We start from the raw sequence: 11,454 nt of genomic DNA, 5'->3' as shown, positions 1-11,454 counted from the left end.
TTCCGGGTCGGTGTCAGTCCCACTCGAGGCCTCCGCGGCGCCACTCGTAGGCGAAGGCGATGAAGACGGTGCCGATGAACAGGGCCATCGCGCCGAGACCCCACAGGCCCAGCGCGTCGTTGGCGACCGCCCACGGGTAGAGGAAGACGATCTCGATGTCGAAGACGATGAACAACATCGCGGTCAGGTAGTACTTCACCGGGAAGCGGCCACCGGTGAGCGGCTGGTCGACCGGCTCGATGCCGCACTCGTAGGCCTGCAGCTTCGCGCGGTTGTACCGGCGCGGGCCGACGAACGGCGCGACGGTGACCGAGAAGAGCGCGAAGCCCGCGGCGAGGACGAAGAGGCCGACGATCGGCGCGTAGGTGGACAGCATCAGCGGCCACCCCCTCGGGGCGCGCGATGGGCACGCGCCGGGGCGGTCTCGCGTGTGCACCTCGCTGTGCAGACCACGGCGGCGACCTCTCCTCCACCCGGCGGACCGGGCGGACGCTTGTGAACTACTTCACAAAGTCGAGCGGTCGAAGCCTATGACAGACGGCCACCGGAACACCAGGACCTTCGGTGATCGAGTTCACACAGCGGGTCGAGACCGACCGCGCTCGGGGCCGCGCGAGATCTGCGATCTCGTGGCTTCCCGGCCCAGGTGGCCACAAGATCGCAGATCTCGCCGCGCACCGGCGCTGCACCCCGGCTGCCGAGCTGCGTGCGTCCGAGATCGCTCTTGCGCTTCGGCTCAGGTCCGCGCCCGCGCACGGGCGCGCGGCCGCCGGTCGACCCACGAGACCAGGGCGGCGACCACCAGGAGACCGGCGGGCACCAGGAGATGGAGGCCGCCGCCCGCCAGCGTGACCAGCCCCCACACGAGCGACGCCGCACCCACGCCGGCGGTGACCGCGGGAGCCATCATCGTCCGGCTGGCCCGTTCGGCCGCGAGCGCGAGGAGCGCGCCGGCCACGGCCGGCCCGAAGACCAGGAGCACCGCCGGGCCACCGGCTCCCCAGGCCCAGCCCGCGAGGCCGAGGACAGCCACGAGGGAGACGCCGATCAGCAGCTGCGCACGGCGGGAGGATCGAGCCATGGCCTGCGGCGAGGTCAGGCGCGGGTGCCGCGGTGCAGGGCGACGACCCCGCCGGTCAGGTTCCGCCAGGCGACGTCGCCCCAGCCGGACTCCTGCAGCCAGATCGCCAGCTCCGGCTGCGCCGGCCACGCCCGGATCGACTCGGCCAGGTAGACGTAGGCCTCCGGGTTGCTGCTGACCGCCCGCGCGATCGAGGGCAGCGCCCGCATCAGGTACTCGGTGTAGACGGTGCGGAACGGCGCCCACGTCGGCCGGGAGAACTCGCAGACCACCAGGCGCCCGCCGGGCCGGGTGACCCGGCGGAACTCGCGCAGCGCCTGCCGCGGGTCGGCGACGTTCCGCAGCCCGAAGGAGATGACCACCCCGTCGACGCTCTCGTCGGCCAGCGGCAGCGCCATCGCGTCACCGGCCACCTTCGGCACCGGGCGCGATGCCCCGGCGCGCAGCATCCCCTGGGAAAAGTCGCAGGCGATGGCGCGCACGCCCCCCGCCGCGAGCTCGACCGTGGAGACCGCCGTCCCGGCCGCGACGTCCAGCACCGTCGAGCCCGGCCGGGGGTCCAGGGCCTCGCGGGTGGCCCGCCGCCAGCCGCTGTCCAGCCCGCCCGAGAGGACGGTGTTGGTCAGGTCGTAGCGCCCGGCGACCCGGTCGAACATCGCCGCGACGTCGGCCGGGGCCTTGTCCAGCCCGGCGCGCACGCCTCCCCCGTCAGGTCGTCCACCGGTCGCCACCCCGGGGACGCTACCTGCGCGCCTCCTACCCTGGAGCGGTGAGCCCGGCAGCCCCCTCCCCGACCACCCAGGCTGCCGTGACCACCACCGCGCTGGGCCGGCGGCGCACCCCGCTGCTCACCCTGGTCCCCTCCGACGGCGCCCTGGCCTGGGTCCGCCGCGGCGAGGGGCTGGTCGGCTGGGGCGAGGCCGACCGGCTGGAGGTCTCCGGCCCCGACGCGCTGGCCACCGCCGCCGCCTGGTGGGCCGATCGCTGTGCCCGCACCGAGGTGCACGACCCGGTGGGCGTCCCCGGGTCCGGCCCGGTGGTCTTCGCCTCCATCGCCTTCGACCCGGCGGCGTCCAGCTCGGTGTTCGTCGTCCCGGAGGTGGTGGTCGGCCGGCGCGACGGCGCCACCTGGGTCACCGTCACCGGGGACGCCGGCGCCGAGGAGCGGGCGGTCGTGGAGACCTCGCCGTCGGTGACGACGACGTCGATCGGCCAGCTCCGCTACGCCGACGGGTCGCTGGACCCGGCCACCTGGTGCGCCGCCGTCGAGGCCGCGGTCGCCCGGATCGACGCCGGGGCGCTGGACAAGGTGGTGCTCGCCCGCGACCTGCTGGTCAGCGCCGACGAGCCGATCGACCCCCGCCGGCTGCTGCTCCGCCTGGCCGAGCGCTTCCCCGACTGCTGGACCTTCGCCGTCGACGGCCTGCTCGGCGCCACCCCGGAGCTGCTGCTGCGCCGCACCGGTGACCAGCTCTCCGCCCGGGTGCTCGCCGGCACCGCTCCGCGCGGCGCGGGAGCCGAGGACGAGCGGCTCGCCGTCGCGCTGGAGCACTCCGTCAAGGACCTCGCCGAGCACGGCTACGCCGTCCGCTCCCTGGTCGACGCGCTGCGCCCCTACTGCTCGTCGATGGACGTCCCGCCCGGCCCGTCGCTGCTGACCCTGCCCAACGTCCGCCACCTGGCCACCGACGTGCACGGCCGCCAGCACGGCGACGCCGACCTGCTGGAGCTCGTCTCCGCCGTGCACCCCACGGCGGCGGTCTGCGGCACCCCGACCGACCGCGCCGCGGCGCTGATCGGCGAGCTCGAGGGCATGGGCCGCGGCCGGTACGCCGGCCCGGTCGGCTGGCTCGACGCCCGCGGCGACGGCGAGTTCGGGCTGGCCCTGCGCTGCGCCCAGCTGACCGGCAGCGAGGGCGGCCGGCAGGCGCGGCTGTTCGCCGGCTGCGGGATCGTCTCCGGCTCCGACGCGGCGGCCGAGCTCGCCGAGACGCAGGCGAAGTTCGCGGCCGTGCAGGCAGCCCTGGAGGACTGAGCAGCCCACCGGGTCACCCGGAAGAGCGGAGCCCTCGCCGGTGGGGTCAAGACGGGGCGGCTCCCGGCCGACGTCTCACAGGTGTTGCCCGCCGCCCCTGCGCCGTCGCCGTCGCCGGCCCACCGGCGCCCGACGGTGGCCGGCGTCGCCGTGCTGGGCCTCGCGGCCAGCCTCGTGCTGTCGGCTGCGCTGACCGAGGGCACGCCGTCGTCCGCCGTCAGCTTCCTGGTGGTCAGCACCGGGTCCGCGATCGCCGCGTGGATCGGGGCTCGGCGGGAACCGCGCTCGTCGACCAGCCGATGGCTCGCCGTGGCGTTGACCCTCAACGCCCTCGGCGACCTGCTCTGGCAGCTGGTCACCACCGCCCACGGCAGCGCGCTGGACGTCTCGGTGGCGGACGTGGCCTACATCGGCTCCTACATCGCCCTGGCGGCCGCACTGCTCAGGCTCGGGCACGACGGGGGGCCGAGCACCCGGGCCCGCTTCCACTCCGTGCTCGACGGCACGTCCATGCTCGTCATCGCCCTGCTGGTGGTCTGGCAGGCCTCCGTGCGGACCACGCTGTTCGACGCCTCGCTCGCCCTGGAGACCCGGGTCGTCTGGGCGTCCTACCCCGTCCTGGACGCCGTGGCCCTGGGGCTGGTCGTCCGGGGGGCCGTGCTCTACCGCCGGCTGGGCGCGTCCCCGCTGCTGCTCGCCCTGGGGACCGCCGCGTGGCTGGGCTCGGACCTGGGATGGCTCGTGATCGGCGACGCGGACACCGCCAGCGGCTGGCTGGACGCCGGTTGGCTGGTCGGCTCGGTGCTGCTCGCCCTCTCGACGTGGACCTCCCGCAGGAGCGCGAGGGCGACCCCGCGCCCGCACCACGCCGTCGTGGGCCGCTGGCGGATGACGCTGGCCTTCCTGCCGCTGCTCGTGCCGAGCGTCCTGGAGCTCGAGGCGTGGCTGGAGGGGGAGGACCTGGATCCGCTGCCGGGGCTGCTGGCCACCCTCGCCCTCACCGTCCTGGTCGTGATCCGGGCGCAGCGGCTGCTGACCGAGAGCGCACGCTCCCGGGCGCTGGTCCGCTCCCAGGCCCGCCGGTCCGAGGCCCTCGCCGTGAACTCCTCCGACGGGGTCGTGGTCGTGGACCCGGCAGGGCGGCTGGTGGCCGACTCCCGGTCGATGGCCGAGCTGCTCGGCCAGCCGGGCGTCGCCGGCGACTCACTGCCGGCGATGCTGGCCGCGATCGGCGTCGACCCCGCCGACGTGCTGGCCGTGCTGGCCCGGGCCCGGCAGCAGAAGGGCACCCCGTCGGAGCTGGAGCTGCGGGGCGGCCACCCCGACGGCGGCACCGTCTGGCTGGGTGGCCGCGCCGTCGACCTGGTCGACGACCCGGACGTGGGCGGCATCGTGGTGAGCGTCTACGACATCACCGCCCGCAAGCTCGCCGAGCAGGAGCTGGCCCACCAGGCGTTCTACGACGCGCTGACCGGGCTGGCCAACCGCTCGCTCTTCCTGGACCACACCGAGCAGGCGCTGCGCCGGGCCGGCCGCACGGGCACCCCGCCGATCGTGCTGTGCCTGGACCTCGACGGGTTCAAGGACGTCAACGACAGCCTCGGCCACCTGGCCGGCGACGACCTGCTGCGCACCGTCGGGCACCGGCTGCGGGACGCCGTCCGCGGTGCGGACACCGTGGCCCGGCTGGGTGGTGACGAGTTCGCCGTCCTGGTCGACGACACCCGCGGGGGGCTGCCCGAGGCAGCCCAACTCGCCCAGCGGCTGCTGGACGTGATCGGGGCACCGATCGACCTCGGCGGGCACCGGGTCTCGGTGGCCGCCAGCATCGGCATCGTCGCCGCGGAGGCGTCGGCGACCCCGCTGTCGCTGTTCCGGGACGCCGACATCGCCATGTACCGGGCCAAGTCCGCCGGCCGGGCGCAGTGGGTGGTCTTCGACCCGGAGATGCGCGCGGCCGCGCTGGAGCGGATCGAGCTGGAGCGCCAGCTGGCCGGTGCGCTGGACGCCGGGCAGCTGCGGCTGGTCTACCAACCGGTGGTCTGCCTGGCCACCGAGCGGGTCGTCGGCTTCGAGGCGCTGCTGCGCTGGCACCACCCGGTGCTCGGCCCGATCGGGCCGGACCGGTTCGTCCCGGTCGCCGAGGACTCCGGGCTGATCGTGCCGATCGGCCGCTGGGTGCTCGCCGAGGCCACCCGCACCGCCGCCCGCTGGCAGCGTGCCCACCCGCGCAGCACCCCGCTGTCGATGGCGGTCAACGTCTCACCGCGTCAGCTGGCCGGCGGCACGCTGGTCGGGCACGTCGCCGAGGCGCTGTCCGCCAGCGGCACCGTGCCCTCGTCGCTCGTGCTGGAGGTCACCGAGACGGCGCTGGTCACCGACCGGTCCGCGGTCGCCGAGCGGCTCGCCGAGCTGCGCGCGCTGGGCACCCGCCTGGCGCTGGACGACTTCGGCACCGGCTACTCGTCGCTGAGCTGGCTGCGCCAGTTCGACGTCGACGTGCTCAAGATCGACCGCTCGTTCGTCAGCCTGCTCGACGGTTCCCCGGACGACGCGGCGATCGTGCACGGTCTGGTCCAGCTGGGCCGCACGCTGCGGCTGGAGGTGGTGGCCGAGGGGGTCGAGACCGCTGCCCAGCGGGACCGGCTGCGCGCCGAGCGCTGCGACCTGGCGCAGGGCTACCTGTTCGCCACACCGCTGGAGGAGGCGGAGGCGGAGCTGCTGCTCCTGCGCGAGTCGAGCCCGGCGCCCCGCGCCCAGGCCTGAGGCGGCCGGTCAGCCCCGGGCGACGCTCAGCGCCGTCGCCGCCGCCGCACGTAGCTGCCCGGCCAGTTCGGCCTCGGCCGCGGCGTCCGTGCGGACCACGACGACCCGCGGCCCGCCCGCGCTCAGCGCCGCGACCAGCTGCTCGGGGTCGGCGACCGCGGTGGCCGCCCAGCCCAGCGACCGGGCCACCGCCACCAGGTCGCGCCCGTGCGGGGTGCCGAACACCCGCCGGTAGCCGGCGGCGTACTGCGGCTGGCCGGGCTCGAGCTGGGCGAAGATGCCGCCGCCGTCGTTGTCCGGCACCACGACGGTGAGGTCCGGCTGCCGCTCGCCCTCCCCGGTGAGCAGCCCGGTGAGGTCGTGCAGGAACGTCAGGTCACCCATCAGCGCGAACGCCGGGCCGCCACCGGCCCCCTGGTGCGCCAGGGCGGCGCCGACGGCGGTGGAGACGGTGCCGTCGATGCCGGCGACGCCGCGGTTGGCCAGCACGGTGAGGCCCGGCCGGGGCACCGCCAGCCGGTCGACGTCGCGGACCGGAGTCGACGACCCGAGCACCAGCAGCGCCCCCGCCGGGAGGGTGGCGACCACGTCGCGCGCCAGCCGCGCGGCGGTGAGCGCCCGCCCGGGCCGGTCGTCGAGCAGCGCGTCGACGGCGACGCCCACCCGCTCGGCGGCCGACGACCACTCGGCCGCCCAGCCGCGCCCCGCGCGCGGGCCGCCCTCCCGCCAGGAGCTGCCCGGGTCCAGGTGCGCGCTGCCGACCAGCGTGCTCCCCCGGCCGGGATCGGCCCAGCGGGGCGCCGGGGCGTAGGTCTCGACCAGCACGTCGGGGTCGGCGAGCAGCGCGGAGACCGGGCGGGACAGCGTCGGGCGGCCGACCACCAGCACCCGGTCGGGCCGGTGCTCGGCCAGCCACTCCGGCGCCCCCAGCAGCAGCGCCGGCCCGCGCAGCGCGCCGGCCGCGCCCCACGCGCCGCTGCTGGGCTCGGCGAGCACCGGCCAGCCCCGCTGGTCGGCGAGGACGGCGGCGGCCCGGCCGACACCGAGCGGCGCGTCGCCGGCGATGAGCAGGGTGCGCGCCCCGGCCGGGTCGGGCCCGGTGAGCGGGGCCCCACGTGACGCGCCGCCGGGCACGGCAGCGGTCCACGGCGCGCCGTCCGGGCGGCCGGCGAACGGGCCGCCGGGCAGCGGCGGGCGGACGCCGGGGGTGACGTCGTCGGGCAGCAGCGGCTCGCGCAGCGCCAGGTTCAGGTGCACCGGGCCGGGGTCGCCGGACAGCTCGCCGCGGGCCACCAGCAGCGCCTTGGCCACCAGCGAGCGCCAGTACCGGTTCTGCGCCACCTCGCGCCCGGCCTCGGGCACCCCGACGTCGGCGGCCCAGCGCACCGCCCGGCCGTAGAGCCCGGGCTGCTCGATGGTCTGGTTCGCCCCGGTCGACCGCAGCTCCGGCGGCCGGTCGGCGGTCAGGGCGAGCAGCGGCACCCCGCTGGCGTCGGCCTCCAGCACCGCGGCGTGCAGGTGCGCGGTCGCCGTGCCGGAGGTGGTGAGCACCGGCACCGGGCCCCCGCCGGCCTTGGCCAGCCCCAGCGCGAGGAACGCCGCCGTCCGCTCGTCGATGCGCACGTGCAGCCGCAGCCGGCCGGCGGTCTCGGCGTCGGCGAGGGCGAGCGCCACCGGGGCGGACCGGGAGCCGGGTGAGACGACCGCGTCGGTGACCCCGCCGCGGACCAGCTCGTCGACGAGCACCCGGGCGAAGGCGGTGGCCGGGTTCACGGCGCCTGCACCGCGGCGAGCCGTTCGCGCCAGCGCCGCTCGGTCTCCGGGTCCGCGGTGGTCGCGGCCAGCCGGTCGGGCACCGAGCGGGTCACCGGCAGCGCGCCGTCGACCGGCAGCAGCGGCTCGCTGGCGACGTCGGCGGTGAACAGCGCGACCGTCGCCAGCCCGCAGGCGAACGGCAGCTCCGGCAGCGCCGCCGCCAGGGCGACCCCGGCGGCGATGCCCACGGAGCTCTCCAGCGCCGAGGAGACCACGCACGGCAGCCCGTGCGCCTCGGCCACCTCCAGCGCGGCCCGGACCCCACCCAGCGGCTGCACCTTGAGGACGACGACGTCGGCGGCCTCCCGCAACGGCACCCGGCGGGGGTCGACCGCGCGGCGGACCACCTCGTCGGCGGCGATCCGCACGTCGACCCGGCGGCGCAGCGCGGCCAGCTCCTCGACCGTGGCCACCGGCTGCTCGGCGTACTCCAGGCCGAACCGGTCCAGGGCGCGCAGCCGGTCGGCGGCGGTGTCGACGTCCCAGGCGGCGTTCGCGTCGACCCGGATCGCGCCGGCGGGCCCCAGCGCGTCGCGGACCGCCTCGACCCGGGCGAGGTCGTCGGCGAGCGTCTGCCCGCGCTCGGCGACCTTCACCTTCGCCGTCCGGCAGCCCGAGGCGAGCACGATCTCGTGCGCCCGCTCGGGGCCGACCGCCGGCACCGTCACGTTCACCGGCACGGTGCCGCGCACCGGGTCGGGCCAGCCGAGCACCGCGGCCTCGTGCGCGCTGGCCCACCAGCGCCGGCTCTCGGCGACGTCGTAGTCCCAGAACGGGGAGAACTCGCCCCAGCCGGCCGGGCCGCGGACCAGCACGCCGTCGCGCACGTCCAGCCCGCGGAACCGGTTGCGCAGCGGCAGGCGGTAGACGTGCGCCTCCAGCGCCGTACCGGCGCCGCCGGCTGCCGGGGCGATCACCCGCTCAGCCTAGAGCGCACCCGGGGCCCACTGGCGATGACAGCTGTCAGGCGTGGGCTTGGCGGCACAGTCCGGGGGCGGGATGCCACGGCTAGCTGCCCAGCTGGACTGGTCGCCGTGCTGGATGAGGCCGCGAACGTGTGCCGTTGGCACAACCTCCCCGATCTCTACTCCCACTACGGGTCGCGCGGCATCACCATCCTCACGATCCTGCAGGCCTGGTCCCAGGGCGTGGAGGTCTGGGGCCGCAACGGCATGCGCAAGCTATGGTCAGCAGCCAACGTCAAGATCTACGGCGGCGGCGTCTCCGAGATCGAGTTCCTCACCTAGCTGTCCACGCTCATCGGGTAGGTCGACGTCGACACCGTCTCCACCTCCCGCAGCCGCGGGCACACCACCACCAGCCGCAACCTGCGCCGCGACCGAGTCCTGGACGTCTCCGACCTGGGCTCCATGCCGCGGTTCCGCGCCGTGTTGTTCGCCTCCGGCGTCCCCCCGGTGCTCGTCCGCACGCTGCCTTGGATGGACAGCCCCGAAGCTCCGGCGATCAGGGCCTCGATCGAGGCGCACGACCCGTCCCGCGCTACGCCGTCCTCGTCACCGGTGCCCGCGAGATTGGATCAACATGAGCGACGTCGACGAGTGGCCCGACGACGACACCGCACCCATCGAGCACCCGCCGGTCGACCACGCCGATGAGCCGGCCAATCCCGAGCCCGGGCCGCAGCTGGTGTACCCGACACTTGATTCGTCACTGGATTGCTGGCCACAAGCTGGTGCCGCCCGGTCGATGGCCGGCACCTGACCTGGTGCCCTGCCTGGTGGAAGCATGCGGAGGCGATCGTGCGGCTGAAGGCGATGTGGCGGTCCTGGGAGCACCTGCGCCTGGACGCGGTCACCGGCATGCCCGTGTGGCTGCGCGACCACGCTGACCACCACATGCGGATCCTTACCGACTCCGATCTCGGTCCCTTTAAGGGCTGCCATCCCGAGCGTGACCACGGAGAACGACTTCGCCCGCTCCCACTACTCCACCCACGGGAGAACCTCCTCACTCGCCAGTAACGAGTCGCTCAGACCGGACAAGTTGTTCCGATGGGACATCACCGTCCCACCCGGCCATCTCCTCCGCCTGCAACAAGTTTCACCCGGCGAAACCTTGCGTAAAATCGTTAAGCGTCTGAAGAAGAGTCGGCGCCATGAACACTATGCCCCCCTCCTCATCTTCAACATTTATCGACAGTTCCCACGATGGGCCGGCTGTAACCATTGAGCGCGGCACGTAGCTTAGGCTGAAGTTCGCGCTCACTAGAGACATGATGGCTCGGTCGACCAACGCCCTTTCCTCAGGCCGCACTGACGCCTCCGGCTGATCTACAGAAATCCAACCAGGCGCAATTTCCTCTGCCCGAAGCTGTGCAGCCTCAAGGACTTCTTGCATTGTTGGCGCCAACACCCTAGGCAGGAGGGCATCAGGGTCTTCCGCCTCAAATGCCACTTCAAACTCGTCTCCGTAACCGAAGACAGTGAAACTCGCTGAAGAATATTCAGAAGCTTCTACAGAAGCGGCGAGACTGAATAGCAGGGAAGCGGTCGACATTTGACTAAGCCTTCAGCAAAGGGGGATGTGCCGCACCGGACCGACGCAGGTATGGGACGCACCACGGGTGGTCGTTGACGGACCGTGACTTCTCGGAATCGCTACCGCCCTAGCACTCGCAGCCAGATCATCTCCAGCTTGCCGCGACAGGCCACCGGACGCCTTCGCCGACTTGGCTGCGGAGATGATACCTCGCTGCACGGATGTGTTTTGCACAAAGCTCTTTGCAGTTGCTCCCGCCGCCCGAGCTGTCACACTCGCCACAGCCGGCCCCGACCTGAAGGCCGATTAGCGCCAGAGGGATGAGCACAGCGACTTCGCCCGTCGCGTCTGAGAAGTTCACAGGGTCGCTGCTTCCACACCCGTACGCCTGAGCGTCCTGACCAGTTGGGTCAGGCTGGGTAAAACGTCCGACCACCGGGTCGTAATAGCGCGCCTGCAAGTGGTACAGGCCAGCGCTGTCGAGTTGACCTCCGATGTACTGCCATGGGTTGTTGACTGCTTCGGTCTTGGTGCGGGAGGCGCCGTAGGGGTCGTACGAGTAGGTGTTCTTCACCGCGCCGGTGGGGTCGACCACGGCGATGGTGCTGCCCTGTCGGTCGGCGATGAAGTAGTAGCTGGAGCCGCCGACCCGGCAGGTTTCAGAGGGCAGCCTATTGGGGCGTGCCGCCACGGCCTGTGGTGGCAAATACCAGAGCGATCCCCGCAGCCACCACCGCGACTATGCCGATGACCGTGACCACGAGACCGAGGTCGAGAACGATGGCGGCAGCGACCAGTCCAGCACCGATGATGATCGTCACCAGATGGAGAGGCGTACCGGCCTTCACTTCGCGCCTCCATCCTCGCGTCGTCTGATCTCACTCAACTGCCGAAAGGCGTAGAGGCCGAGGATGGCACCAAGCAGGCCCACTCCGAGGCACAGTCCCCTGATCGTCCCGGAGACGTCAGCGAACAGGGCACCGACCAGGAGGGCAGAGGACACCAGAGTGACCGTGATGGCCCCCACGCGCCGACCGGCGGTGTTTCCGGTGTCCATCCAGTGCTTCCGGCCACTCATCCAGGCCCCTCATGTCAGGTCACGTATCCGGCAATCGGGTCGGCTACTGCAGCGTCCCCAGGCCCGCCGCACCAAGACCAGAGGTCCTGGCACCGCGACCGACGCGCCTGAGCGCAGGAACCGCTCTCTGAGGAGTGGTCCCGCTCGTGAGCCGACGCCCTGACTCCTGCCCGAGCGACA

13 protein-coding genes are annotated in these 11,454 nt (G+C 73.7%); 5 read left to right on the top strand and 8 right to left on the bottom strand.

Translation table 11 applies throughout. From position 1 onward, the window contains the following. Positions 1 to 13: 13 nt before the first annotated feature. The 3 genes from ACI783_RS07775 to ACI783_RS07765 all read right to left on the bottom strand — a co-directional run bounded on the left by ACI783_RS07775 (position 14) and on the right by ACI783_RS07765 (position 1,779). Complete coding sequence (locus ACI783_RS07775) at positions 14 to 376, bottom strand: NADH-quinone oxidoreductase subunit A (RefSeq protein WP_457139900.1); 363 nt, start codon at positions 374 to 376, stop codon at positions 14 to 16. A gap of 360 nt (positions 377 to 736) precedes the next feature. Beyond that, entirely contained in the window at positions 737 to 1,081 is a 345-nt protein-coding gene (locus ACI783_RS07770; protein ID WP_457078656.1) for a hypothetical protein, read from the bottom strand. Positions 1,082 to 1,095: 14 nt separating this feature from the next. After that, entirely contained in the window at positions 1,096 to 1,779 is a 684-nt protein-coding gene (locus ACI783_RS07765; protein ID WP_457139899.1) for a demethylmenaquinone methyltransferase, read from the bottom strand. Positions 1,780 to 1,850: 71 nt separating this feature from the next. On the opposite strand from ACI783_RS07765, the gene ACI783_RS07760 reads away from it, so the two are divergent. Together ACI783_RS07760 and ACI783_RS07755 are read left to right on the top strand one after the other, a co-directional pair. Next, a complete protein-coding gene (locus tag ACI783_RS07760) occupies positions 1,851 to 3,116 on the top strand; it encodes an isochorismate synthase (RefSeq protein ID WP_457139898.1) in 1,266 nt (421 codons plus the stop codon). Positions 3,117 to 3,197: 81 nt separating this feature from the next. Continuing rightward, positions 3,198 to 5,882, top strand: coding sequence for a putative bifunctional diguanylate cyclase/phosphodiesterase (locus tag ACI783_RS07755; protein ID WP_457139897.1), 2,685 nt, complete (start codon positions 3,198 to 3,200; stop codon positions 5,880 to 5,882). A gap of 9 nt (positions 5,883 to 5,891) precedes the next feature. Here the strand turns inward: ACI783_RS07755 and menD are convergent, their stop codons facing one another. Next, complete coding sequence (gene menD, locus ACI783_RS07750; protein ID WP_457139896.1) at positions 5,892 to 7,655, bottom strand: 2-succinyl-5-enolpyruvyl-6-hydroxy-3-cyclohexene-1-carboxylic-acid synthase; 1,764 nt, start codon at positions 7,653 to 7,655, stop codon at positions 5,892 to 5,894. Beyond that, positions 7,652 to 8,614 carry an o-succinylbenzoate synthase gene (locus tag ACI783_RS07745; RefSeq protein ID WP_457139895.1) on the bottom strand — a complete coding sequence of 321 codons (963 nt, stop codon included), beginning with the start codon at positions 8,612 to 8,614 and terminating at the stop codon, positions 7,652 to 7,654. The genes menD and ACI783_RS07745 overlap by 4 nt, the downstream gene beginning before the upstream one ends. Positions 8,615 to 8,650: 36 nt before the next feature. Between ACI783_RS07745 and ACI783_RS07740 the strand changes: the two genes are divergently transcribed. The 3 genes from ACI783_RS07740 to ACI783_RS07730 all read left to right on the top strand — a co-directional run bounded on the left by ACI783_RS07740 (position 8,651) and on the right by ACI783_RS07730 (position 9,679). After that, complete coding sequence (locus tag ACI783_RS07740; protein ID WP_457139894.1) at positions 8,651 to 8,944, top strand: TraG/TraD/VirD4 family protein; 294 nt, start codon at positions 8,651 to 8,653, stop codon at positions 8,942 to 8,944. Positions 8,945 to 9,239: 295 nt separating this feature from the next. Continuing rightward, on the top strand, positions 9,240 to 9,419 hold the full coding sequence (locus ACI783_RS07735; RefSeq protein WP_457139893.1) for a hypothetical protein: 180 nt from the start codon (positions 9,240 to 9,242) through the stop codon (positions 9,417 to 9,419). Then, positions 9,374 to 9,679, top strand: coding sequence for a DUF4913 domain-containing protein (locus ACI783_RS07730; RefSeq protein ID WP_457139892.1), 306 nt, complete (start codon positions 9,374 to 9,376; stop codon positions 9,677 to 9,679). Before ACI783_RS07735 ends, ACI783_RS07730 begins: the two co-directional genes overlap by 46 nt. A 79-nt stretch (positions 9,680 to 9,758) precedes the next feature. Here the strand turns inward: ACI783_RS07730 and ACI783_RS07725 are convergent, their stop codons facing one another. The 3 genes from ACI783_RS07725 to ACI783_RS07715 form a co-directional block, all read right to left on the bottom strand. Then, on the bottom strand, positions 9,759 to 10,214 hold the full coding sequence (locus tag ACI783_RS07725; protein WP_457139891.1) for a hypothetical protein: 456 nt from the start codon (positions 10,212 to 10,214) through the stop codon (positions 9,759 to 9,761). A 127-nt stretch (positions 10,215 to 10,341) separates the two neighbouring features. Then, positions 10,342 to 10,887: an RHS repeat-associated core domain-containing protein gene (locus ACI783_RS07720; RefSeq protein WP_457139890.1), complete on the bottom strand. Its 546-nt coding sequence runs from the start codon at positions 10,885 to 10,887 to the stop codon at positions 10,342 to 10,344. Then, positions 10,868 to 11,017 carry a hypothetical protein gene (locus tag ACI783_RS07715; RefSeq protein ID WP_457139889.1) on the bottom strand — a complete coding sequence of 50 codons (150 nt, stop codon included), beginning with the start codon at positions 11,015 to 11,017 and terminating at the stop codon, positions 10,868 to 10,870. Before ACI783_RS07715 ends, ACI783_RS07720 begins: the two co-directional genes overlap by 20 nt. Positions 11,018 to 11,454 lie beyond the last annotated feature (437 nt).

Source organism: Modestobacter sp. SYSU DS0511, from assembly GCF_054050755.1.
Note: the sequence above shows the minus strand (reverse complement) of the source record. Positions and strands in the feature narration are given on the sequence as shown.

Coding starts and splice junctions, on each gene's coding strand:
- ACI783_RS07735 (WP_457139893.1), top strand. CDS start 9,240: ATGAGCGACGTCGACGAGTGGCCCGACGACGACACCGCACCCATCGAG.
- ACI783_RS07775 (WP_457139900.1), bottom strand. CDS start 376: ATGCTGTCCACCTACGCGCCGATCGTCGGCCTCTTCGTCCTCGCCGCG.
- ACI783_RS07725 (WP_457139891.1), bottom strand. CDS start 10,214: ATGTCGACCGCTTCCCTGCTATTCAGTCTCGCCGCTTCTGTAGAAGCT.
- ACI783_RS07770 (WP_457078656.1), bottom strand. CDS start 1,081: ATGGCTCGATCCTCCCGCCGTGCGCAGCTGCTGATCGGCGTCTCCCTC.
- ACI783_RS07740 (WP_457139894.1), top strand. CDS start 8,651: ATGACAGCTGTCAGGCGTGGGCTTGGCGGCACAGTCCGGGGGCGGGAT.